Consider the following 22803-nt stretch of genomic DNA (forward strand, 5'->3'; position numbering starts at 1 on the left):
CTGTAGGTCTCCTGGGGCTAATTCCCGATATAGCCAAGCAAATTGGCGCCTTTTTGATCAATCCCTCGACGTTACGGAATACTACAATCCGGTGTCCGCGCCGGTGGTATCCGCGCAGTATGGGGGCTTTGGTCGCTAGGTACGCAAATACCGGCAAATTTGCGAGCAAGGTGTACCGGCGAGGTCGTGCCAAATCGACTCGCTTGTATACCTGCCTCTACATGTGAACGTAAGCGGGCCTGCCGGGCCCGGAGTTGAGTGTGCACGTGATCCCTTCTACTACCCGTGAACTGCAGGCGACGCTTCAGCAACTGGACGCTGATCTGCGTAAGCTGACCTCGACAGTTCATGCCTTATTGCATTGTCTTCCGGGGGCTCCCCTGGATGATGCGGCCAACGCAGCGCCCGTCGTGCGACAGATGCCACCGCGTGCCCTGCCGGGCGTCATCGATGCGATGCCGGTTGCACCGTCCTCACCCCCGGCGCTTGCCGTGGAGGCGGGCAGCGAGCAATGGCGTTTGCGCGACGGCGGCTGGACGCTGGTGTCGCCGCGCGGCCAGCGCCTGGTGCTGACGACGCTGGAGCGCAAATTCATGCTGTCCTTGTTCGGCGCGGCCAGCCGCAGCCTGGCGCGCGCGGAACTCAGCGCGCTGGCGCCATCGACCGGTGAGAGCGGTGAGCATCCGGCATCGTCGCCGCGAGGCGTGGACGTCATGGTCAGCCGCCTGCGCCGCAAGGCACAGGCGATGGGCATGCCGCTGCCGCTACGTTCGGTGCGCCGCTGGGGCTATATGTTCACCGAGGCCGCGCTGGTCGATTGATCGGCCATGGCGGCAGGTGCCGCCGGCAGCTTCTTCAGCAGGTGTCGGCGGCAGCCTCTCCAGCAGGCGCCGCAGGCGACCGGCCAGCGCATTGCTGGCCGGCATCAATGGCGGCCGCAATTCGTCCTGGATCAGGCCGGCCATGGCCAGGGCTTTTTTCACCGGGGCCGGATTCGGTTCGGAGAACAACAGACGCACCAGGGGCTTGAGCTGGTCTTCCAGCGCGCGCGCCGCGCTGGCTTGGCCGGCTTGCGCCAGCCGCATCATGGCGACGAACAGATCCGGGCGAACATGGGCCGACGCCGCGATGGCGGTCTGCCCGCCGGCCAGGAAAAAATCACACAAGGCCGCGTCTTCGCCACATACCGCGGGCACCTGGCCGCGCTGCAGGATGGCCATCAGCCGCGTGGCGTCGCATTCCTTCACGCCGGCGATCGGCTGGGTGGCGGCCAGCGTTTCCATGCTCTCCACGGTCAGCGCCGAACCGGTGCGCTTGGGCACGTTGTAAAGCATGATGGGGTACTCGGTGGCCCAGGCCAGTTGGCGGTAATGCCAACGCATGCCTGCCTGCGTGGGACACAGGTAGTAGGGTGGCGGGATCAGGTAAGCCACGGGCTCCAGGCGGTTCAGCCGTCGCATCGCCGCCGCCACGCCATTCGTGTCGACGCCGCCCAGCCCCAGCATGATCGGCAGCGCGCTGGCCTCGGCGTCTGCGCGCAGGGCGGCCACCATGTCGCAGCGTTCGGCCAGGCTCAGCAGGCTGCCTTCGCCGGTGGATCCGAACAGCACCAGGCCGTCGATGCCGGCGCGCCGATAGTAGCGCGCCAGGCGCACCGCGGCGTCTTCGTCGACGCGACCCAGGCGCATGGGGGTCACCATCGGCAGCCACAGCCCGGTTGGTACCGGCATGGCGGCGGCCATCAATGCAGCACCGTCAGGTCGCGGCCAACTTCTGCGTTGACCGGGGTAGCGAGGATGGCGCCGAATTCCGCTTCAGGGATGCCTGCCATGATGGCGTCCATCAAGGCCGCCAGTTCGCTGCGGCAGGCCTGCAATTGCAGCGTCGTCACGCCGCGCGCGTCCGCCGTTCGCGTCTCGGCCTTGAGTGTGTAGATGTCGATGCGGTCGCCCAGGGCACGATGCAGGGCGCGGCGCACCGCCTGCGTATCGGCGGTGGGTACGCGCACGGTCAGGCGGACGTCGGCGGTGCGTGCACGCGCGGTTGCGGGCAATACCGTGGAGGCGGCGGCGCGGCGGCCGTGGGCAGCGGGATGGGTAGCGGCGATGAAATCGGAGATCAGGGGCATGTCAGGGGAAGGCGCCGCGCCCGGCGGGCGGGGGAGGCCAGTGGTGGATGACGATTCCACTGTAGGACCGCGCGGATAAACGCCTGCGAAAAATGCACGCCTTCCGTATAAAAATCGTGTCAACCGCGCGGGCCCTGGCTTGCCTAGAACGTCTTGGTCAAGGACGCCAGCACCGTGCCGCGGCCCATGTCGCGACCTTTGGTGTTGGTGTAGACGGCGCGGTCAGCGTTGGTGTCGATGTAGGCCACCGCGACGCTGAAGCCCTGGCCCAGGTCCTTGGTGAGGCCCAGCTTCCAGTCGTAGTAGGAACCGTTGTCGACGTTGCGCAGGTATTGATAGCCGACGTGCGTGTTGACCGTGAGGCCCCACACGCCGGTGTCGAAGTTGCCATTCAGTTCGACATACTGGCTGCCCTTGGAGCGGGCGAAGCCGAACAGATTGGTCGGCGCGTAGGAGTACTTCAAGGCTACCGGGCCATAGCCCACGCTGCCATAGATTTCCGTGGTGTCGGGGTTGGTATAACCGGACGGATAGTCACCAGGGTAGTAGTACCTGAGCACGCCGAAATCGAAGGGAACGTCAGCGGCGAAGTTGCCCCGATAGCCGCCGTAGAAATCCATCTCCACCGGCGCGGACACGTCACTGTTGCTGTCGGCCAGCCAGCTGATGCTGGAATTCCAGTTGCCGATGTAGAAGCCGCTGCTGTGGGCAAAGTCGAAGCCGCCCTGGATGGCAGGCTTGTTGTCCGTCTGCATGATGCCGCGATAGCGGTATTGCGATGCCAACGTCAGATTGGCGCTGAGCGTGTAGTCAGGCGCGGGGGCGGCGGTGCCGCCTGGGACGCTGTCCGCCGTCGTGCCGGGGGCGTTGTCCGCGCGGCTGGTGGCGGGGTAGCCCAGCGCCAATGCAGCCGTCAAGGCTGCGGCAAGGACCGCGATATGGGACCTTGTCCGGGCCATCGATGCTTGCGTGAACGTGAACTGCATGGTGTTTCTCTCCTGTGTTGCGCCTCGCACGCGCGAGAGGCTGCGCAACGATAGGAAGAAACGCCTAAAGGCCGACTCAAAAGGCGAGCCACGCGTATCAACAAGCTATAAAAATAAGAACCCTCGCGCCTCGCCTCGCCTTAACCGGCGAAGCGATACCCCACCCCTACTTCCGTCAACAGGTAGACGGGCTGAGCGGGATCGGCTTCCAGCTTCTGCCGCAGATGCCCCATGTAGATACGCAAGTAATGGCTGCTTTCCACATGCGACGGTCCCCACACCTCACGCAGCAATTCCCGGTGCGTCATGACCTTGCCGCGATGCGCCAGCAAGACAGCAAGCAGGCGATATTCCATCGCGGTCAGGTGCACGTGGCTGCCATCGCGTGTCACCACACGCCGCGCGAAATCCACGCTCACGCCACCGAAAGTGATCTCGGCCGAATTGCCCGCGCCGCCGCGCCCGTGGCGGCGCAGCAGCACGCGTAGCCGTGCCAGCAACTCTCCGACGCCGAAGGGTTTGGCCAGGTAATCGTCCGCGCCCGCATCCAGCGCGGCGATCTTGTCGGCTTCGGCGCTGCGGGCCGACAGCACCAGCACCGGCACCTCGGTCCAGCCGCGCAGGTCGGTGATCAGGTCCATGCCGTCGCCGTCGGGCAGCCCCAGGTCCAGCACCACGGCGTCGGGCTGGCGGGTGCCTGCCTCGATCAGGCCACGCTTGACGGTCTGTGCGTCGAAGACCTGGCAGCCCTCGCTCTCCAGCGCGTCGCGCACGAAGCGGCGGATATGGGGATCGTCCTCGATCAACAGCACGGTGGGTTGGAAATCGAACATATTGGGTTCAGTTGCTGTCTGGGGTTCAGTTTCTGTCCGGGCTTCAGCTGTGTCCGGGCTTCAGTGTGTGCCGCGTTTTTAGTGCGCGTCCGCGCCGGCTTCGGGATCCAGGTCCGGCGCCGGCCGCAAGGGCAGCGCGATGATAAAGCGTGCGCCCCTGGGTGTTCCCGCTTCCACCCAGATGCGGCCATCGTGCGCGCTCATGATGGCCTGGCACACCGCCAGGCCCAGCCCGACGCCGGGCGTGGCGGACTCGCGTTCGCCCCGAACGAATTTCTGGAAGATGCTGCGCTCGGCGCCCGGTGCTACGCCCGGGCCATCATCGGCCACGGCGATGTGCATCTCCGCTTCAACGACATCGGCCTCGATACGCACCTGGCTGCCCGGCGGCGTGTACTTGGCGGCGTTCTCCAGCAGATTGCACAGCACCCGCTGCAGCAGCACGCCGTCGCATTCCACCAGCGGCAGATCGGACAGCGGCGCCACCGACACCCGATGGCCGCGCAGGGGCTCACGCGTGTCGGCCAGGGCCGCGCCCACCAGTTCCTCCACCGATTGCCATTCCTTGCGCAGCGTCACTTCGCGATTCTGCAGCCGCGCCATGTCCAGCAGATTCACCACCAGCGCGTGCATGCGGTAGGCCTGCTGGCGCATGGCGGCGGCGATCTCGCGTTGGGACGCCGGCAAGGGCGGCGTGGCGGCCAGCAGGTTCTCGCTCATGCCGACCAGGCTGGTCAAGGGCGTGCGCAGGTCGTGCGAGACGGCCGCCAGCAGGGAGTTGCGCAACTGTTCCGACGTCATGTCGACCAGCGCCGTCTGCGCCACTTCCACATAATGCAGGCGCTCGATGGCAATGGCGATGACGGCGGCATAGGTCTCCAGCTGGCGGCGTGCTTCCGTGGCCGCGAAGGCCGCGCCGCCGGGCGGCTGGATCACCAGCACGCCGCGGGTGCGCATGGGCGCCTTCAGCGGCAGGTAGAACAGCGGGCTGGCGGACAGCGTGGCCGTACCGGCCCCGGCGGGCTGGGCATGGTCGAACACCCATTGGCCCAGCGCCATCTCCACATTCAGCGGCGTTTCCGTGCTGGCCAGCCGCAAGCGGTCGTGCTCGTCCAGCACCAGCAGCGCGCAAGGGGTGCTGAAGGCGGCGTCGATGAAGGAAACGGCCGATGCGACGATCTGCTCGGGCAGCAAGGCCGACGACAGTTCGCGGGCGAATTCATACAGGCCATGCGCCACGCTCGCGCGGCGGGCGGACAGCCGGGCTTGTTCGCGCAGGCCCGCGGTGAGTTGCCCCACCAGCAGGCCGACGGCCAGCAGCACCAGGAAGGTCAGCAGGTATTGCACGTCCGACACCGCGAAGGATTTGAGCGGCAGGACGAAGAAGAAATCGAAGGCCATCACGCTGATGACCGACGCCAGGGCGGCCGGTCCGCGGCCGTGGCGCAGCGCCACCGCCATCACCGCCAGCAGATAGAACATGACGATATTGGTCTGGTGCAGCGCCGGATAGGCGACCAGCGAAACCAGCGTGGCGATGGCGCAGTAGGCGCCCGACCACACGTAGGGCATGAAGGATGGCGCGCCACGTCGAACGCTGCCGATGTCATTGCCGCGCCCGCTTTCGGTGCCGCGAGCGCCGTCGCCGGCGCCGATGTCGCGTCCGCGACCGGGCCGGCTGCCGCTACTGCTCAGATCGCCGCCATCCGCGGTCCTGGGCTCTCGCCCGTGGCCGGACATCGCCCGCGCTGGCGGGGCGTGCACCGGTGCTGCCAGGCGGATCACGTCCAGGTCCGGGCAGCCTGCCGCCAGGCGGTCGGCGAAGCGCTGGCGGCGCCAGGGGCCGACGCTGGACAGGGCGGCCGTGAGCCACCCGGCCAGGCCAGCCGGGCTCGCCAGGCCGGCCAGCAAGCCGCTGCTGGTTTCCGTGCGCCCCAATACCGCCTTGGTGATGTTGTGGCGCCGCACATAGGCGCTGACCGCTTCCACCATATCGGTGCCGGACAGGGTTTCGACGTGGGCCTCGAGGCTTTGCGCCAATGCCAGCGCGGCCTGCAGCGCCCTGGCCCGCGACGCAGGCAGCGGCGCCGCGCGCGGCACTTCCACCGTGATCACGTGCAGATCGCAGTCCAGCTGTTGCGCCAGGCGATGCGCGCCGCGCACGACGGACTCGGCGCCATCGGCGGCGGCCAGGCAGGCCAGCACGGCTTCGCGCGTACGCCAGACGTTGGCGATGGCGCTGTCGCGCCGGTAGGCCTGGACGTCGTCATCGACGCGGTCGGCGGTGCGGCGCAGGGCCAGTTCACGCAGGGCGATCAGATTGCCCTTGCGGAAGAAATTGCGGGCGGCGTGGCGGGCCTGGTCGGGCAGATAAACCTTGCCTTCGCGCAGGCGGCGCAGCAGTTCGTCGGGAGGCAGGTCGACCAGCACCACTTCGTCGGCGGCGTCGAATACCGCGTCGGGGACCGTTTCCCAGACGCGCACGCCGGTGATGCTGCCCACGGCTTCGTTCAGGCTGTCCAGGTGCTGGGCGTTGAGGGTGGTCCAGACGTCGATGCCTGCGGCCAGCAGTTCCTCCACGTCCTGCCAGCGCTTGGCGTGGCGGGAACCGGGGGCATTGCTGTGGGCCAGTTCATCGACGAGTATCAGTTGCGGGTGGCGGCGCAGGGCGCCGTCGAGGTCGAATTCATGCAGGGTGTGGCCGCGATGCGTCAGGGCGGCGCGTGGCAGGACGTCCAGGTCGCGCAGCAGGGCGGCGGTGTCGTTGCGGCCGTGGGTTTCGACGACGCCGGCCAGCACCTGGGTGGCCTGGGCGTGCAGGGCGCGGGCGGCGGTCAGCATGGCATAGGTCTTGCCGACGCCGGCCGACGCGCCGAAATACACCCGCAGCCGACCGCGCACGGCGCGCTTTTCAGCGGCGTCGATATCGCGCAGCAGGGCATCCGGATCGGGACGGGCGCGAGCGGAGGCGGACATGAAGTGGCTATCCTTGCGATCGATACAGCCGTCGGTCACACACACCGACCGGGCCAGCCGCCACTATACGCGGCGGCAGGAGAACCGATGCGGCGTCGGCGTCGTCCTGAATGCGTGGACCGATGTTCTCATCGGCCAGGCCGGAAGAAACCATGACTCCTTTCCCCAGAAAATCCATCCTTGCGCAGGTCATTCCATCCCCCCTGGGGGATGGATGACGATTTGCATGACGCTTGTGTCCTTCATGCTCGGCAAGGCGTTTAGCGACCGGTCTTCACGCCATCCAGGTCCAGGTTCAACGCCAGTACGTTGACCCCCGGCTCGCCCAGCAAACCAAGCCATGGCTTGCGGGTGTGGACGGCGATGCGCTGCTCCACCTCGGCCAACGCCAGGCCACGTTCGCGCGCCACGCGGGGCGCCTGGTAGCGGGCGGCGGCGACGCTGATGTCCGGATCCAGCCCGCTGCCCGAGGCGGCGATCAGGTCCACCGGGATGGGCGCCGTATTGCCCGGGTCGGCCGCATGCAGGGCGGCGACGCGAGCCTGCACGGCCTCGGCCAGGGCCGGATTGCGTGGCCCCATGTTGGAACCGCCCGAAGCGGCCGCGTTGTAAGGCATGGGCGCGGTCGCCGACGGCCGGCCCCAGAAGTAGCGCGGCGACGAGAAAGGCTGGCCGATCAGGTCCGAGCCTACCGCCTTGCCGTTGGCCTGCAGGACCGAGCCATGTGCCTCGTAGGGAAACAGCGCCTGCGCCGCGCCCGTGGTGGCGTAGGGATAGATGATGCCGGTGATCACGCTCAGTGCCAGGAAAACGGCCAGCGCCGGGCGCAGCAGGCCGCCTTGGACAGGCGCCCCGTCTTGCGGCAGCGCGCCGCTACGTTTGATGTCAGTGGTTTTCATGATGGGTGTCCTATTCGCTGTAGCGTCAATTGCTTGCAGAGATTGTTTGAATCAAAGGCGGGGGACCCGCCTTTACCTCCCCATCCCGGCGCCGGGGATCTTTCGCGGGATGGCTCGGGAACGTGGCCGTGGCGTGCCGTGCGACCATGCCGCGTGATCACGTCCAGCCCAGTGCCGCCAGCACCATGTCGATCACCTTGATGCCGGCGAAGGGCACCAGCAGGCCGCCCAGGCCGTAGACCAGCAGGTTGCGCCGCAGCAGCGTGGCGGCCCCCAGCGGGCGATAGCGCACGCCCTTGAGCGCCAGCGGGATCAACACCACGATGATCAGGGCGTTGAAGATCACCGCCGACATGATGGCCGAGGCCGGCGTGGCCAGGCCCATCACGTTGAGCACCCCCAACTGCGGATACACGCTGGCGAAGGCCGCCGGAATGATGGCGAAGTACTTCGCCACATCGTTGGCCACGCTGAAGGTGGTCAACGCGCCGCGCGTCATCAGCATCTGCTTGCCGATCTCGACGATCTCGATCAGCTTGGTGGGATTGGAATCCAGGTCCACCATATTGCCGGCTTCCTTGGCCGCCTGCGTGCCGGAATTCATCGCCACCGCCACGTCCGCCTGGGCCAGCGCCGGCGCGTCGTTGGTGCCGTCGCCGGTCATCGCCACCAGGCGCCCTTCAGCCTGGTAGGTGCGGATCAGCTTCAGCTTGGCTTCCGGCGTGGCCTCGGCCAGATAGTCATCGACGCCCGCTTCAGCGGCGATCGCCGCTGCGGTCAGCTTGTTGTCGCCGGTGATCATCACGGTCTTGATGCCCATGCGGCGCAGCTCGCCGAAGCGTTCCTTGATGGCCGGCTTGACGATGTCCTTCAGTTCCACCACGCCCAGCACGCGGTTGCCATCAGCCACCGCCAACGGCGTGCTGCCCCGCCGCGCTACGTCATCGGCGGCGCGCGTCACCGCGGCATCCATGGTGACGCCGTGCTCGGCCAGCCAGCGCCGCACGGCATCCACCGCGCCCTTGCGCAATTGGCGGCCATCGACGTCGACGCCGCTCATGCGCGTCTGCGCGGTGAAGGGGATGACTTCCATGGCGGATCCGGGCGCAACCGCGGCGTTCCCCGCAACAGCCTGCTCGCTGCCGGCAAGTACGCCGGCAACCGCTCCGCGATCGCCTTCGGCGCCACGCACCGCGCGTCCATGCACCATCCCGAGCGTCTTCTCCGCCAGCACCACGATGCTGCGGCCTTCCGGCGTCTCGTCGGCCAGCGAGGCCAGGCGGGCCGCCTCGGCCAGCTCCCGCGGCGACACCCCCGGCGCGGGCATGAACGCCGAGGCCTGGCGGTTGCCGAACGTGATGGTGCCGGTCTTGTCCAGCAACAGCACATCGACGTCACCAGCGGCTTCCACCGCGCGGCCCGACATCGCCATCACATTCGCCTGCATCATGCGGCTCATGCCGGCCACCCCGATGGCCGACAGCAGGCCGCCGATGGTGGTCGGGATCAGGCACACCAGCAGCGCCACCAGGGCCGTCACGCTGACCACCACGCCGGCCTTGCTGACCAGCACCGCATATTGCGCGAAGGGCAGCAGCGTGACGGTGACCAGCAGGAAGACCACCGTCAAACCCACCAGCAGGATGGTCAATGCCAGTTCGTTGGGCGTCTTCTGGCGCTTGGCGCCTTCCACCATGGAGATCATGCGGTCGAGGAAGCTTTCGCCTGGATCGGCGGCGACACGCACGAACAGCCAATCGGACAGCACCCGCGTGCCGCCGGTCACGGACGAAAAGTCACCCCCCGCCTCGCGGATCACCGGCGCCGACTCACCGGTAATGGCGCTTTCGTCCACCGAGGCCACGCCGGCCAGCACCAGACCGTCGCCGGGGATGGTGCCGCCCGCTTCGACCAGCACCACATCGTCCTTGCGCAGGTCGCCGGAAGCGCGTGCGATGGCGCGCGCGCGCCAATCGTCCGGGTGGGCATGGGCGATGTCCGCCGGCTTGAAATCGCGCAGCAGATTGGCCGTCAGCGTGGTGCGCAGCCCGCGCAGCGCGGCTGCCTGCTGCTTGCCGCGGCCTTCTGCCAGGGCTTCGGCGAAGTTGGCGAACAGCACGGTGAACCACAGCCACAGGGCCACGCCCAGGATGAAGCCAGCGGGGGCTTCCGCCTGTCCCCGCAGCGCCATGATCCACAGCAGCGTCGTCAGGATGCTGCCGACGTAGACCACGAACATGACAGGGTTCTTGACCTGCGCCGACGGCGCCAGCTTGCGCAGGCTTTCGACGACGGCCGGGAAGAGCAAGGTCATGGAAAAGAAGTTGAAGTGCCGCGGGGCCGGCACGGCGCCGTCCTGCACCGGCGTCAAACCGGCGGCGGTATCGTTGTTGGTAAGGGCCATGATGGTTTCAGCCTTTCAATAAGGGGCGGACGCCGGCCGCGCGGCATCCGGGTGGGTCCCGGACGGGCGCCCGGAAAATGTCCGAGGGGCGCCGGCGCGGCGGCAGGTCCTAGCGTTGCAAATGTTCCGCGACCGGACCCAGCGCCAGCGCCGGTACGTAGGTCAACGCGCCGACCAGCAGCACCGCGCCGATCAGCAGCACGACGAACAGCGGGCCATGGGTGGGCATGGTGCCGGCGCTCGCCGGGACGCGCCGCTTGGCGGCCAGCGAACCGGCCATGGCCAGGATGGGCACGATGACAGCGAAACGTCCGAACCACATCGCCAGGCCCAGCAGCACGTTGTAGAAGGGTGTGTTGGCGGACAGCCCCGCGAAGGCGCTGCCATTGTTGTTGGCGGCCGAGGTAACGCCGTACAGGATTTCCGAGAATCCATGCGCGCCCGGATTGGCCACGCCAACCTGGCCCGCCGCCACGCTGACGGCCACCGCGGCGCCCACCAGCACCAGCAGGGGCGTGGCCAGGATGACGATGGAGGTCATCTTCATCTCGTGCGCCTCGATCTTCTTGCCCAGGTATTCCGGCGTGCGGCCTATCATCAAGCCGGCGATGAATACCGCCAGGATGGCGAAGGCCAGCATGCTGTAGAGCCCCGTGCCGACGCCGCCAAACACCACCTCGCTCAGCTGCATCAGCAGCATGGGTACGAATCCGCCCATGGCCGACAGCGAATCGTGCATGGCGTTGACCGCGCCGCAGGACGCCGCCGTGGTCACCGTGACGAACAGCGTGGTGGCATTCAGGCCGAAGCGCGTCTCCTTGCCCTCCATATTGCCGCCCGGACTGAACGCACCGCTGGTGGCATCCACGCCTTGCTGCGCCAGCATGGGGTTGGCCGTCGCCAGCGGGCTGGCCGTTTCATAGTGCCCGGCCACCAGCGCGAAGACGATGAACAGCACCGTCATCGACGCCAGCACCGCCAGGCCCTGGCGCCGGTCGCCGACCATTTCACCGAAGGTGAAGCACAGGGCGGCGGGCAGCAGCAGGATGGCCAGCATCTGCACGAAATTCGACAGCGCGGTCGGGTTCTCGTAGGGATGCGCGGAGTTGGCATTGAAGAAGCCGCCGCCGTTGACGCCCAGCAGCTTGATGGCTTCCTGCGAAGCCACCGGACCCATGGCCAAAGTCTGCGTCGTGGCGGTGGCGTTCTCGGTAAGCGCTTGTCCCGCCTGGTCCAGCACGGGCTGGCCAGCCGCATCCAGCTTGGGCTGCGTGTATTGCACGGACTCGACCAGCGGCACCTGCTTGTACTCGTCGAAGTTCTGGATCACACCCTGGCCGACGAAGAACAGCGCCACGATGAAGGACAGCGGCAACAGCACGTACAGCGTGCTGCGCGTCATGTCGACCCAGAAATTGCCGACCGTGCTGGCGTTGTGACGGGCGAAGCCGCGGATCAGGGCCAGCACCACGCCGATGCCGGTGGCGGCGGACACGAAGTTCTGTACCGTCAGCACCAGCATCTGCGTCAGGTAGCTCATGGTCGATTCGCCGCCATAGCCTTGCCAATTGGTGTTGGTGACGAAGCTGATGGCGGTATTCAGCGCGGAGTCCGGCGTCACCGGCCCGAAGCCGGCCGGATTCAGCGGCAGCAGGCCTTGCGCGCGCTGCAACACATAGGTGGCCAGCGCACCCAGCACGCTGAATACCAGGACGGCGGCGGCGTAGCGCTTCCAGCCCATCTCCGCCTCGGGGCGGATGCCGCCGATGCGATAGATCAGCCGCTCCAGCGGGCGGCCCCAGGCGGTCAGGCGCGATCGCCCATCCTCCATGACGATACGGATATAGCGCCCTACCAAGGGCGCAAGCAGCAGGAGTACGGCAAGAAAGCACCCCAGCAAGCCAACAAAGCGGCTGTCCATCAGAATTTCTCCGGCTTGAAGAGGGCCACCAGCAGATAGATGAACAGCAGCAGGGCCAGGGTGCCGCTGATCAGGTAGAGCCAACTCATGACTGGTCTCCTCGCTGCAGCAGGTCACAAAATTCGTACAGCGCCATCGTCAAGGCGGCGCAGATGGCCAGAGTGGCCAGATAGACAACGTCCATATCGTTTCTCCCTAAGGGCGTAGCGCCCCTGTCCACCGGCGCGAAGGGGCTGGCGGGACGGTAGGCAGATTAGGGAAGCGGCGATAAAAACGGGGTAAAGCTTGGCGGCGGGGGTGTAAAGAAGATATAAACGCGGGTCGACAGGGGCGGTTTGCAGGCAAATCCCGGGCAATTTCTGGCCAAATCTCAGCCGAGGCTCGAAAGAATCGAGGTCGCATGACAGCCGGAACGCACGGAAGCGGGCATTCCTCGGTCATTTGGATGACTTCCCGGACGCCGTTTTTTTGCACCACTTTGAATACAAATGCCGCCTGGCCGCTGTGCCAAACCGCAAAAAAAGCCGAAATCTCGGCAAAAGCACCAATATGGTGCGTAATTTAAGTAAATGAATGCCCCTTCCTAGGGCATACCCCTAGTGTCACATTCACGGCATTGGTGCATTATTCGTTCCATGCAGGTGAGGAGACAAATGCCTCTGCAAGGCAAAACCGGGCGGCACCGGTAAATATAAAAAAGCTGTACCTTAATAAAAGCAAAACGCGCAACGGCTGGCACCAGGCAGTGCCAGCCGTTGTCGCATTCAGCCGCCGAATTCAGGGGCAGACGAGATGCTGGAGATGCCTGACGATTCCTGCCGTGCGCCTGGCTGGCGCCGCAATCGCCGCGTGATCCTGCTTCTGCTGTCCATCTGGGCTGTCCTGACTTTCCTGCCCGCGTGGTTCGCCCGCGACGTTCCCTATACCGTACTCGGTTGGCCGCTTTCCTATTGGATGGCCGCTTACGGCGCGCCCCTGGCTTATCTCTTCATCGTCGTCGTCCATGCCCGCGTCATGAACCGGGGTGACGACGCCTGGGACGACTGATGCTGTTCGGCGGCGCGACACAGCGCGAACTGGATGTGCAACTGCGCCGTATCTACGTGCTGTACGCCGCCGGCTTCGCCCTGCTGATCCTGGTGCTGACCTTGTGCGAAGTGCTGGGCATGGCGCGTACGTGGATAGGCTATGTCTTCCTGCTGGTCACCGTCTGCCTGTATGCGGGCATAGGCATCATCTGCCGCACCTCGGACCCGGTCGAGTACTACGTGGCCGGCCGGCGCGTGCCCGCCTTCTACAACGGCATGGCCACGGCGGCCGACTGGATGTCGGTGGCGTCCTTCATCGGCGTGGCGGGCACCCTGTACCTGAGCGGCTATGGCGGCCTGGCCTATGTGATGGGATGGACCGGCGGCTTCGTGCTGGTGGGACTGCTGCTGGCGCCGTATCTGCGCAAGTTCGGCCAATACACCTTGCCGGATTTTCTCGGCGCGCGTTATGGCGGCAACCTGCCGCGGCTGGCCGGCGTGGCCTGTGCCTTCCTGTGTTCCTTCACCTACCTGGTGGCGCAGATCTATGGCGTGGGCATCATCACCACGCGCATGACCGGGATCTCTTTCGAGCTGGGCATTTTCGTGGCGCTGGGCGGCATGCTGGTGTGCTCGTTCCTGGGCGGCATGCGCGCCGTCACCTGGACCCAGGTAGGGCAGTTCATCATTCTCATCATCGGCTACCTGGTGCCGGTGATCTGGCTGTCGATGAAGGTGGCGGGCGGTCCGGTGCCGCCGTGGTCGGCCGGCCCCGTCATGCAGCAGGTGATCCAGACCGAAGAGCGCCTGCGCGACGATCCCAAGGAAGTGGCGGTACGCCGCCTGTGGCAGGCCCGCGCTGAACAGATGGACACGCGCCTGCGCAATCTGCCGCAGTCGTGGGTGACCGAGAAGGTCATCTTGCGCGACCGGCTGGCGGCCTTGATGGCGGCCGATGCGCCGTCGGTGGAGATTCGTTCGGTCGAGCGCGAACTGACGGCTTATCCCGCCGATCCCGAGCAGGCGCGCCTGGCCTGGTTCCAGGCGCGCAACGATTATCTGGCGCGGGCGCAACCGCCGGTGCCGGCGGCCCAGCCTTATCCGGGCGCCACGCCGGCCGAACGCAAGGACCTGCGCAACAACTTCCTGGCACTGGTGCTGTGCCTGATGATGGGGACGGCCGGGCTGCCGCATGTCCTGATGCGTTCCTACACCACGCCGTCGGTGGGGGCGGCGCGGCGCTCGGTGGCGTGGTCGCTGCTGTTCATCCTGCTGCTGTACCTGATGGCGCCGGCCCTGGCAGTGTTGATCAAGCAGGTGATCTACAGCACGCTGGTGGGGTCGCCTTATACGGGGCTGCCGGATTGGGTGCATGCCTGGAGCGCGGTCAGTCCGGGGCTGCTGGATGTCACCGACGTCAACGGCGATGGCCTGGTGCAGCTGGATGAGATCAGCATGGGCGCGGACATGATGGTGCTGGCCGCGCCGGAGATGGGCGGTTTGCCTTATGTGGTTTCGGGGCTGGTGGCGGCGGGTGGTCTGGCAGCCGCCTTGTCCACGGCCGATGGCCTGCTGCTGACCTTGTCCAATTCCCTGTCGCATGACATGTGGTATCGAGTGGTGTCGCCGCGCATGCCGGCCAATCGGCGGGTGCTGGTGTCCAAGGTGCTGTTGCTGGGGGTGGCTTTCGCGGCGGCCTGGGTGGCGGCGCGCAAGCCGGCCGATATCTTGTTCATGGTGTCGGCGGCGTTTTCCTTCGCGGCGTCGTCTTTCTTCCCCGTGCTGGTGATGGGGATCTTCTGGAAGCGCGCCAATAAATGGGGCGCCACGCTGGGCATGGCGGCCGGGCTGGCGGTGACCTTCACCTACATGGCCCACACGCATCCGTGGCTGCGGGAACTGGTGTTCAACATCGACCGCACGCAGCCGGTGACCTTGTGGTGGGGCATACAGCCCATCGCCGCCGGCGTGTTCGGTGCGCCGGCTGCTTTCCTTACCATCGTGGTGTTTTCGTTGCTGACACCGGCGCCGGACGCCGCGACGCGCGCCTTGGTCGACTACGTGCGCGACCCCGCTTCCGCGCGCCCCGCGCGAGAAGATAAAGGGGCTTTGCCCCTTTGACCCCGCTTCCAGCGGCAGGGGATCGCAAAGGGGCGGAGCCCCTTTGAGCCCGCTTTCAGCGGCAGGGGATCGCAAAGGGGCGGAGCCGCTTTGGCCTCCCCGGGCTAGTGCTTCACCGTGTCGGAGAACACGTTCATCACGATGACGCCGGCCACGATCAGGCCGATGCCGATGAGGGCGGGCAGGTCCAGGTGCTGCTTGAAGAACACCAGGCCAATGAGGGAAATCAGCACGATGCCGACCCCGGACCAGATGGCATACGCAATGCCGACCGGAATCTCCCGCAGCGTCTGCGAAAGAAAATAGAACGACACCAGATAACCCACCACGGTAATCGCCGAAGGCAACAGGCGCGTGAACCCTTCGCTGGCCTTCAAGGAGCTGGTGGCGATCAATTCGGCGACGATGGCTATCGCCAGGTACATCCACTTCATCAACGGTTCCTTTGCTGTCGCCACACGTCGTCTACCCGCGTCGGCAACGATTCCTTCGCTATCGCCAGACGTCGTCCACCCGCGTCGGCAACGATACCTTCGCTATCGCTTGACGTCGTCCACCAGCTTCAGCAACACCAGCAGCGCACCCGCGCCGCCATGCCGCTCTTCGCTTTCGGCAAAAGCCATGACTTCTGGCTTCTGCACCAGCCAGGTGCGCACCTTGTCCTTGAGTACCGGCTCCATGTCCAGCGAGCCATGTCCCTTGCCGTGCACCACCCGTACGCAGCGGATGCCGAACTCCAGGCACTCATCCAGGAAGGAAAACAGCGCATGGCGGGCCTGTTCGACCCGCAAACCATGCAGATCCAGTTCCGCGCCCGTGCGCCAGGCACCGCGGCGCAAGTTGCGCGCGGTATCCGGCGCGGCGTCGTGGCGGACGAAGGCAGTGCCGTTTTCCGACAGGAAACGCGTGATGTCGGCGCCGTCCGACACGCCGCCGTCGGCGCGCGCGCCCTGTTCGCCCAAGGCGTGGGCGCGCCGCATGGCCTGGGCCAAGGTGGGTTCCTTGGGTTCGGCCGGCGGCGTGACGGGCGCCACCTGGGCGACTCGCGCCGGCGCCTGCTTCTGCACGTTGCGCATGGCGCGCTCGAACAACTTGGGATCGTCGGGCAGGCCGGCGCCGCTCAGGCCATCGTCCTTGGCCGCCGCCTTGGCGGCCTGCGCGGCCACCATGGCAGCGGACGGCCGCAGGGCTTGCGCCCGCGACGACTCCCGCAGGCTGTCCCGCAAGTCCTTCAGGTCCGCGCTATCCGCCAGGCTGCCCTTGGTGCGCTTGCCCCCGGCATTGGCGGGATCGGGGCGCGCGCCCGGCTTATTGCTGCCCCGCATTCTCCAACCACCGTTGTGCGTCCAGGGCGGCCATGCAGCCGGTAGCGGCGCTGGTGATCGCCTGGCGGTAGACGTGATCCTGCACGTCGCCGGCGGCGAAGACACCCGGCACGGACGTCATGGTCGCCATGCCGGACAAGCCGCTGCGCGTGACGATGTAACCGTCCTTCATGTCGACCTGGCCCTGGAAGATATCCGTGTTGGGATGGTGGCCGATGGCAATGAACGCGCCTTTCACGGCGATGTCCTCGGTGGCGCCGTCCTTGGTGCCGCGGATGCGCACGCCGGTCACGCCGCTGTCATCGCCCAGCACTTCGTCCAGTTCGGCGAACAGCTTCAGTTCCATATTGCCGTTGTGCACCTTTTCCATCATGCGGTCGATCAGGATGGGTTCGGCGCGGAACTTGTCGCGGCGATGGATCACCGTCACCTTGCGGGCGATATGGGACAGGTACAGGGCTTCTTCCACGGCGGTATTGCCGCCGCCCACCACCACCACGTCCTGGTTACGGTAGAAAAAGCCGTCGCAGGTGGCGCAGCCGGACACGCCCTTGCCCATGAAGGTCTCTTCCGAGGGCAGGCCGAGGTATTTGGCGGAGGCCCCGGTCGAGATGATCAGGGCGTCGCAGGTATAAACATTACCGCCGTCACCGGTCAGCTTGAACGGCCGTTGCGTCAAATCAACGCTGGCGATGTGGTCGAAAATGATTTCGGTGTTAAAACGTTCCGCGTGCTGCTGGAAACGCTGCATCAGATCGGGGCCCTGCACACCGTTCACGTCGGCCGGCCAGTTGTCGACCTCCGTGGTGGTCATGAGCTGGCCGCCCTGGGCCAGGCCAGTCACCAAAACCGGTTTCAGGTTGGCGCGGGCGGCGTACACGGCGGCGGTATAGCCGGCGGGGCCGGAGCCGAGGATCAGCAATTGGGCATGTTTCGGAGTAGTCATCGGGCACACAGAGCAAAGTGGATGCCCAATTATAATGAGGCCTATGCCGCGTATTTCAACCGCTTCTCCGCGCGCCTCGCGCAATACCCGTAACGGGCCTTCCCCCCTGCAAACACGATTGTCGTCGCTGCTGCGGGAAGCCCGTTGGATCCTGTTCGCCGCCATGGCTGCCTGGCTGACGCTGGTGCTGGTCACGTGGAATTCCGCCGATCCGGGCTGGTCGCACTCCGTGCCGGCCGGCGTGATCCACAACAAGGGTGGCACGCTGGGTGCCTATCTTTCAGACATCCTCCTGTATTTGTTCGGCTATTCGGCCTGGTGGTGGGTCATCCTGCTGCTGCACCGCGTGCGCGCCGGCTACCGCCGCCTGGCCAGCCATCTGCGTGTAACCGGTAATGGGGACACCGAGCTGCCGCGTGTGCACTGGGAGCAGGGCCTGGGTTTTGCCCTGTTGCTGGTGGGCTCCATGGGCCTGGAGGCCCTCCGCCTGTACACCCATGGTTCGCATCTGCCGGGCGGTTCGGACGGCGGTAACGGTTCGGGCGGCGTGATTGGTCATTCCCTGGCCGGCATGCTGGCCAATGCCATCGGTTTCACCGGCGGCACCCTGGTGTTCCTGGTGCTGGTGGCCGCGGGCCTGAGCCTGTTTTTTGCCTTTTCCTGGTTGACCCTGGCCGAGCGCCTGGGCGGCGGGATGGAACGCATGATCCGCCGCACCCGCGACTCGGTGGCGGCGCGAGAGGATCGCAAGCTGGGCGAAGTGGCTTATGCCGAGCGCAGCGAGCAGGTCGTCGCCAAGCAGGAAAAGCTGGTGCATGAGCAGCCGGTGCGCATCGAGCCGGCGATCACCGTGGTGCCCAAGTCGGACCGCGTCCAGCGCGAGAAACAGCAATCGCTGTTCACCGCCGCGGACGTCGGCGAAGCGGGCGACCTGCCCGCGGTCAGCCTGCTGGATCCGCCGGCCACCAACCAGGAAACCGTCTCGGCCGAGACCATCGAGTTCACCTCGCGCCTGATCGAGAAGAAACTGGCCGACTTCGGCGTCAGCGTCACCGTGGTGGCGGCGCAGGCCGGCCCGGTCATCACGCGCTATGAAATCGAGCCCGCGACCGGCGTCAAGGGCAGCCAGGTGGTCAACCTGGCCAAGGATCTGGCGCGGGCCCTTAGCCTGGTCAGCATCCGCGTGGTGGAAACCATCCCCGGCAAGAACCTGATGGGGCTGGAGCTGCCCAATCCGCGCCGCCAGACCGTGCGCCTGTCGGAAATCCTGGGATCGCAGACTTATCACAGCAACGCCTCGGTGGTGACCATGGCGCTGGGCAAGGACATCGCGGGCAACCCCGTGGTGGCCGACCTGGCCAAGATGCCTCACCTGCTGGTGGCCGGTACGACCGGTTCCGGCAAATCGGTGGGGATCAACGCCATGATTCTGTCCCTGCTGTACAAGGCGGATGCCACGCATACGCGCCTGATCCTGATCGATCCCAAGATGCTCGAAATGAGCGTCTACGAAGGCATTCCCCACCTGCTGGCGCCCGTGGTGACGGACATGCGCCATGCCGCCAACGCCTTGAACTGGTGCGTGGGCGAGATGGAGAAGCGCTATCGCCTGATGAGCAAGATGGGCGTGCGCAACCTGGCCGGCTACAACGCCAAGATCCGCGACGCCATCAAGCGCGAAGAGCCCATCCCGAATCCCTTCTCCTTGACGCCGGACCAGCCCGAGCCGCTGCAGCCGCTGCCCACCATCGTGGTGGTCATCGACGAGCTGGCGGACTTGATGATGGTGGTGGGCAAGAAGATCGAAGAGCTGATCGCTCGTCTGGCGCAGAAGGCGCGCGCGGCGGGTATCCACCTGATCCTGGCGACGCAGCGGCCCAGCGTGGACGTGATCACCGGGCTGATCAAGGCCAATATTCCGACGCGTATCGCTTTCCAGGTTTCGTCCAAGATCGACTCGCGCACCATTCTCGACCAGATGGGCGCGGAAACCCTGCTGGGGCAGGGCGATATGCTCTATATGCCGCCGGGCACGGGGCTGCCGGTGCGGGTGCACGGCGCCTTCGTTTCCGACGAGGAAGTGCATCGGGTGGTCGAGCAGTTGAAATCGCAGGGCGAGCCGAATTATGTCGACGGTCTGCTGGAAGGCAGCGTCGAAGGCGAGACCGGCGAAGGTGCCAGCAGCGTGACCGGCTTCAACGATGCCGAATCCGATCCGATGTACGACCAGGCCTGCGAGGTGGTGCTGAAACATCGCCGCGCGTCGATTTCGCTGGTGCAGCGTCACCTGCGCATCGGCTACAACCGGGCGGCGCGCCTGTTGGAGCAGATGGAACATTCGGGCATGGTGTCGGCCATGCAGTCCAACGGCAACCGGGAAATCCTGGTGCCGGTATCCGCGGCCGCATCCGCCAGCGAGGAAGCTTGATGATTTCGTTTATGCAGATTGGTGGTATTCAGGAAGGCTCCGCGCCGGCCCGTTGCGCGCGGGCAAGTGCCGCGTCGGGCGGCGCCACGCAGGACCATGGCCTGCGGGCCCGCGCCGCGCGCGGCATCGCGCTGCTGACCTTGGCGTTGGCGCCGGTCCTGGCGCCCGGGGCCGCCTGGGCGGCCAGCGCGCAGGAGCAACTGAAGTCCTTCGTCGCCACGGTGACCTCGGCCAGCGGCAACTTCAGCCAGGTGACCAGCGGCGCCACGGGCGCGCAGCAGTCCGCGCGCGCCAAGGCGCCGCAAAGCGGCACGTTTTCCTTCCAGCGTCCGGGCCGTTTCCGCTGGGCGGTGCAGAAGCCGTATGAACAGCTGATCGTGTCCGACGGCAAGCAGGTCTACCAGTACGACCCCGACCTGGCGCAGGTAACCGTGCGCAAGGTCGACCAGGCCATCGGCACGTCGCCGGCGGCCATCCTGTTCGGTTCGGGTTCCCTGGAGCAGTCCTTCGACGTCAGCCCGCTGCCGGCCAAGGACGGCCTGGATTGGCTGCGCGCCAAGCCGCGCAGCAGCGATGCCGGTTTCTCGCGCGTGGACATCGGTTTCAAGGACAATCTGCCGGCGCGCATCGAACTGCTGGATGCCTTCGGCCAGACCACCCGGGTCGACCTGTCCGGCATCACGCCCAACCCGCGCCTGGGCGACAAGGACTTCCAGTTCACCCCGCCCAAGGGTGTCGATACGGTGAAGATGTAGTTTCATCTGGCGGGGCTGCGCCCCGCCATATCCCCGCGCGGGATCAGGGCTGTTTATACGCGACGCAGTCGACTTCCACTTTGGCATCGACCACCAGCCGTGATTCCACGCAGGCGCGGGCTGGCGGGTTGTCGCCGAAATAGGTCTTGAACACCTTGTTGAAGGACGCGAAATCGCGGGCGTCGTCCAGCCACACGCCGCAGCGTACGACGTGCTCCGGACCGTAGCCGGCTTCTTCCAGGATTGCCAGCACCTGCTGGATGGCCTTGTGCGACTGCGCCACGATGCCGCCTTCGATCACCTCGCCATTCTCCATCGGCACCTGGCCGGAAACGAACAGCCAGCCGCCGGCCGCCACCGCCCGCGCAAAAGGCATGTGCGAACCGCCCTGTCCGGTCCCACCGGCAACGCCGTAGCGGGTAATGCCATTGGCGTCAGTCTTGGGTGCATTGCTCATGATGCTGCTCCTGTGAATTCTGTTGATAAGTCACTACATACCCTGCCGCCGGCGCTGCCTGCGCCGGCCCGGCACGCCATCGGCGAAATCCTTGCGCGGCGCGGCAACCGCCGCCCTTAGCCCGGTACGCCGCTGGCGAAGCTCGCCCGCAAATCGCCTGCGCGCGGCAGCCAGCGTCCGGCCCGGCGACCGCTGGCGGTCCCCTCGCGGTAGGACAGCACGCCGTTGACCCACACCGCCGCGATACCGCTGCTGGCCTGTACCGGTGCGCTGAACGTCGCCTCGTCCTTCACCGTAAGCGGATCGAACAGCACCAGGTCCGCGTGATACCCCTCGCGCACCAGTCCGCGTTCGGCCAGGCCGAAGCGCGCCGCCGACAGCCCGGTCATCTTGTGCACCGCCTCGGCCAGCGGAAACAGCCCCAGGTCGCGGCTGTAATGCCCCAGCACGCGTGGAAAAGCCCCCCACAGGCGCGGGTGCGGATGAGGATCATTGGGCAGCCCATCCGACCCTATCATCGTCAAGCGATGCTTCAACACCCGCTGCACGTCATCCTCGCGCATGCCGTGATACACCGCCCCGGCCGGTTGCAGCCGCTTGGCCGCTTCCATCAACGGCACGTTCCATTCCGCGGCGATGTCGGCCAGCGTCCGGCCCGCTTGATCCGGATGGGGCGTGGACCACGTGATGTCGATAGGAAAATCGCTGGTAACCTGCTTCAGGTCCAGCGTCGACGAGCTGGCGGAATAGGGATAACAATCGCAACCCACCGGTTGCAGGCGGCCCGCGCCTTCCAGGCTGGCCAGCACTTCCGTCGTGCGGCCCCAGTTGCCGGCACCGGCGCATTTCAGGTGCGACACCACCAGCGGCACGCGTGCATGGGCAGCCACTTCATAGGCTTCTTCCATCGCCTGCAGGATGGCGGCGAACTCGGAACGCAGGTGTGTGGTGTATAAGGCGCCGAACTCGTCCAGCACTTCGGCCAGGGCCTTGACCTCGGCGGTGTCGGCCTCGTACGCCGACGCATAGGCCAGCCCGGTGCTCAGGCCGATGGCGCCATGCGCCAGCGCCTCGCGCAACTGCCCGCGCATGCCGTCGATTTCCGCCGCGCTGGCCTTGCGGTCCAGGCTGTCCATATGATTGTTGCGCAGGGCAGTGTGGCCGACCAAGGCGGCCACGTTGACCGCCGGCCGCGCCGTTTCAATGGCCTGGGTGTAGTCGGCGAAGCTGGCGTACTGGAAATCCTCGCGCTGTCCCAGCAGGTTCATGGGGTCGGGCGGGTCGCCGCGCAGGGTCACCGGCGCCGCGCTGATGCCGCAATTACCCACCACCACGGTGGTCACGCCTTGCGACAGCTTGGGCAGCATGCCCGGGGTGCGGATGACGTTGGTGTCGTCATGGGTGTGCACGTCGATGAAACCCGGGGCCAGCACGTAGCCCGTGCCATCCACGGTTTCCACGGCGCCGGCCGCGGCCAGCTCGCCCGGCCCGGCAATGGCCGCGATACGGCCGCCGCGCAAGGCCACGTCGGCCTCGTAACCGGCCGCGCCGCTGCCGTCGAGCACGCGGACAGAGGCAATCAGGGTGTCGTACATC

The 22803-nt window shown here is 66.4% G+C and carries 19 protein-coding genes; 5 read left to right on the forward strand and 14 right to left on the reverse strand.

Annotated elements, in window-relative coordinates; all coding sequences use genetic code 11:
* Positions 1-419 precede the first annotated feature (419 nt).
* Positions 420-821 carry a helix-turn-helix domain-containing protein gene (locus CEY05_RS23410; RefSeq protein ID WP_088599667.1) on the forward strand — a complete coding sequence of 134 codons (402 nt, stop codon included), beginning with the start codon at positions 420-422 and terminating at the stop codon, positions 819-821.
* Here CEY05_RS23410 and CEY05_RS23415 read toward each other — a convergent pair.
* From CEY05_RS23415 to kdpF, 9 genes are all read right to left on the reverse strand, one after another.
* Entirely contained in the window at positions 765-1730 is a 966-nt protein-coding gene (locus CEY05_RS23415) for a dihydrodipicolinate synthase family protein (RefSeq protein WP_233161675.1), read from the reverse strand. The two genes, CEY05_RS23410 and CEY05_RS23415, sit on opposite strands and share 57 nt — an antisense overlap.
* Before the next feature lie 11 nt (positions 1731-1741).
* Positions 1742-2128, reverse strand: coding sequence for a hypothetical protein (locus tag CEY05_RS23420; protein WP_233161676.1), 387 nt, complete (start codon positions 2126-2128; stop codon positions 1742-1744).
* A gap of 143 nt (positions 2129-2271) precedes the next feature.
* Positions 2272-3087, reverse strand: a complete 816-nt coding sequence (locus tag CEY05_RS23425; protein ID WP_088599842.1) for a TorF family putative porin — start codon at positions 3085-3087, stop codon at positions 2272-2274.
* 167 nt (positions 3088-3254) lie between these two features.
* On the reverse strand, positions 3255-3947 hold the full coding sequence (gene kdpE / locus CEY05_RS23430) for a two-component system response regulator KdpE (protein ID WP_088599669.1): 693 nt from the start codon (positions 3945-3947) through the stop codon (positions 3255-3257).
* Positions 3948-4025: 78 nt separating this feature from the next.
* Positions 4026-6923 (reverse strand): DUF4118 domain-containing protein, encoded by a 2898-nt coding sequence (locus CEY05_RS23435; protein ID WP_088599670.1) that lies wholly within the window; start codon positions 6921-6923, stop codon positions 4026-4028.
* 260 nt (positions 6924-7183) lie between these two features.
* Positions 7184-7822 carry a potassium-transporting ATPase subunit KdpC gene (kdpC, locus tag CEY05_RS23440; protein WP_088599671.1) on the reverse strand — a complete coding sequence of 213 codons (639 nt, stop codon included), beginning with the start codon at positions 7820-7822 and terminating at the stop codon, positions 7184-7186.
* A gap of 157 nt (positions 7823-7979) precedes the next feature.
* A complete protein-coding gene (gene kdpB / locus CEY05_RS23445) occupies positions 7980-10226 on the reverse strand; it encodes a potassium-transporting ATPase subunit KdpB (RefSeq protein ID WP_088599672.1) in 2247 nt (748 codons plus the stop codon).
* Positions 10227-10335: 109 nt separating this feature from the next.
* Positions 10336-12147, reverse strand: a complete 1812-nt coding sequence (gene kdpA / locus CEY05_RS23450) for a potassium-transporting ATPase subunit KdpA (protein ID WP_088599673.1) — start codon at positions 12145-12147, stop codon at positions 10336-10338.
* A complete protein-coding gene (kdpF, locus tag CEY05_RS23455; RefSeq protein ID WP_088599674.1) occupies positions 12147-12236 on the reverse strand; it encodes a K(+)-transporting ATPase subunit F in 90 nt (29 codons plus the stop codon). Before kdpF ends, kdpA begins: the two co-directional genes overlap by 1 nt.
* Positions 12237-12948: 712 nt before the next feature.
* Between kdpF and CEY05_RS23460 the strand changes: the two genes are divergently transcribed.
* Together CEY05_RS23460 and CEY05_RS23465 are read left to right on the forward strand one after the other, a co-directional pair.
* Positions 12949-13194 (forward strand): DUF4212 domain-containing protein, encoded by a 246-nt coding sequence (locus CEY05_RS23460; protein ID WP_198952880.1) that lies wholly within the window; start codon positions 12949-12951, stop codon positions 13192-13194.
* Positions 13194-15296: a sodium:solute symporter family protein gene (locus CEY05_RS23465; RefSeq protein WP_088599676.1), complete on the forward strand. Its 2103-nt coding sequence runs from the start codon at positions 13194-13196 to the stop codon at positions 15294-15296. The genes CEY05_RS23460 and CEY05_RS23465 overlap by 1 nt, the downstream gene beginning before the upstream one ends.
* 104 nt (positions 15297-15400) lie before the next feature.
* Here CEY05_RS23465 and CEY05_RS23470 read toward each other — a convergent pair whose 3' ends face one another.
* From CEY05_RS23470 to trxB, 3 genes are all read right to left on the reverse strand, one after another.
* Positions 15401-15733, reverse strand: a complete 333-nt coding sequence (locus tag CEY05_RS23470) for a multidrug efflux SMR transporter (RefSeq protein ID WP_369825986.1) — start codon at positions 15731-15733, stop codon at positions 15401-15403.
* A 99-nt stretch (positions 15734-15832) separates the two neighbouring features.
* Entirely contained in the window at positions 15833-16621 is a 789-nt protein-coding gene (locus tag CEY05_RS23475; RefSeq protein ID WP_088599678.1) for a Smr/MutS family protein, read from the reverse strand.
* Positions 16605-17567, reverse strand: a complete 963-nt coding sequence (gene trxB, locus CEY05_RS23480) for a thioredoxin-disulfide reductase (protein ID WP_088599679.1) — start codon at positions 17565-17567, stop codon at positions 16605-16607. The genes CEY05_RS23475 and trxB overlap by 17 nt, the downstream gene beginning before the upstream one ends.
* A 43-nt stretch (positions 17568-17610) precedes the next feature.
* Here trxB and CEY05_RS23485 point away from each other — a divergent pair, with 43 nt between their 5' ends.
* Both CEY05_RS23485 and lolA read left to right on the forward strand, forming a co-directional pair.
* Positions 17611-19995, forward strand: coding sequence for a DNA translocase FtsK (locus CEY05_RS23485; protein WP_088599680.1), 2385 nt, complete (start codon positions 17611-17613; stop codon positions 19993-19995).
* Positions 19995-20750, forward strand: a complete 756-nt coding sequence (lolA, locus tag CEY05_RS23490; RefSeq protein WP_233161677.1) for an outer membrane lipoprotein chaperone LolA — start codon at positions 19995-19997, stop codon at positions 20748-20750. Before CEY05_RS23485 ends, lolA begins: the two co-directional genes overlap by 1 nt.
* Positions 20751-20793: 43 nt before the next feature.
* Here lolA and CEY05_RS23495 read toward each other — a convergent pair whose 3' ends face one another.
* Positions 20794-21207, reverse strand: a complete 414-nt coding sequence (locus CEY05_RS23495) for a RidA family protein (RefSeq protein WP_088599681.1) — start codon at positions 21205-21207, stop codon at positions 20794-20796.
* A 116-nt stretch (positions 21208-21323) separates the two neighbouring features.
* Complete coding sequence (locus CEY05_RS23500) at positions 21324-22802, reverse strand: amidohydrolase family protein (RefSeq protein WP_088599682.1); 1479 nt, start codon at positions 22800-22802, stop codon at positions 21324-21326.
* Position 22803: the final 1 nt, after the last annotated feature.

It is taken from the genome of Achromobacter sp. HZ34, assembly GCF_002209485.1.
Taxonomy (GTDB): Bacteria; Pseudomonadota; Gammaproteobacteria; order Burkholderiales; family Burkholderiaceae_B; genus Bordetella_C.

Bases quoted from the DNA above. Each gene is read 5' to 3' on its own strand.
- CEY05_RS23500 (WP_088599682.1), bottom strand. From the start codon at position 22,802: ATGTACGACACCCTGATTGCCTCTGTCCGCGTGCTCGACGGCAGCGGC.
- CEY05_RS23460 (WP_198952880.1), top strand. From the start codon at position 12,949: ATGCCTGACGATTCCTGCCGTGCGCCTGGCTGGCGCCGCAATCGCCGC.
- CEY05_RS23415 (WP_233161675.1), bottom strand. From the start codon at position 1,730: ATGCCGGTACCAACCGGGCTGTGGCTGCCGATGGTGACCCCCATGCGC.
- kdpA (WP_088599673.1), bottom strand. From the start codon at position 12,147: ATGGACAGCCGCTTTGTTGGCTTGCTGGGGTGCTTTCTTGCCGTACTC.
- CEY05_RS23475 (WP_088599678.1), bottom strand. From the start codon at position 16,621: ATGCGGGGCAGCAATAAGCCGGGCGCGCGCCCCGATCCCGCCAATGCC.
- CEY05_RS23495 (WP_088599681.1), bottom strand. From the start codon at position 21,207: ATGAGCAATGCACCCAAGACTGACGCCAATGGCATTACCCGCTACGGC.
- CEY05_RS23485 (WP_088599680.1), top strand. From the start codon at position 17,611: ATGCCGCGTATTTCAACCGCTTCTCCGCGCGCCTCGCGCAATACCCGT.
- CEY05_RS23425 (WP_088599842.1), bottom strand. From the start codon at position 3,087: ATGGCCCGGACAAGGTCCCATATCGCGGTCCTTGCCGCAGCCTTGACG.
- CEY05_RS23410 (WP_088599667.1), top strand. From the start codon at position 420: ATGCCACCGCGTGCCCTGCCGGGCGTCATCGATGCGATGCCGGTTGCA.
- kdpC (WP_088599671.1), bottom strand. From the start codon at position 7,822: ATGAAAACCACTGACATCAAACGTAGCGGCGCGCTGCCGCAAGACGGG.
- kdpE (WP_088599669.1), bottom strand. From the start codon at position 3,947: ATGTTCGATTTCCAACCCACCGTGCTGTTGATCGAGGACGATCCCCAT.
- lolA (WP_233161677.1), top strand. From the start codon at position 19,995: ATGATTTCGTTTATGCAGATTGGTGGTATTCAGGAAGGCTCCGCGCCG.
- CEY05_RS23465 (WP_088599676.1), top strand. From the start codon at position 13,194: ATGCTGTTCGGCGGCGCGACACAGCGCGAACTGGATGTGCAACTGCGC.
- kdpF (WP_088599674.1), bottom strand. From the start codon at position 12,236: ATGAGTTGGCTCTACCTGATCAGCGGCACCCTGGCCCTGCTGCTGTTC.
- kdpB (WP_088599672.1), bottom strand. From the start codon at position 10,226: ATGGCCCTTACCAACAACGATACCGCCGCCGGTTTGACGCCGGTGCAG.
- CEY05_RS23420 (WP_233161676.1), bottom strand. From the start codon at position 2,128: ATGCCCCTGATCTCCGATTTCATCGCCGCTACCCATCCCGCTGCCCAC.
- CEY05_RS23435 (WP_088599670.1), bottom strand. From the start codon at position 6,923: ATGTCCGCCTCCGCTCGCGCCCGTCCCGATCCGGATGCCCTGCTGCGC.
- trxB (WP_088599679.1), bottom strand. From the start codon at position 17,567: ATGACTACTCCGAAACATGCCCAATTGCTGATCCTCGGCTCCGGCCCC.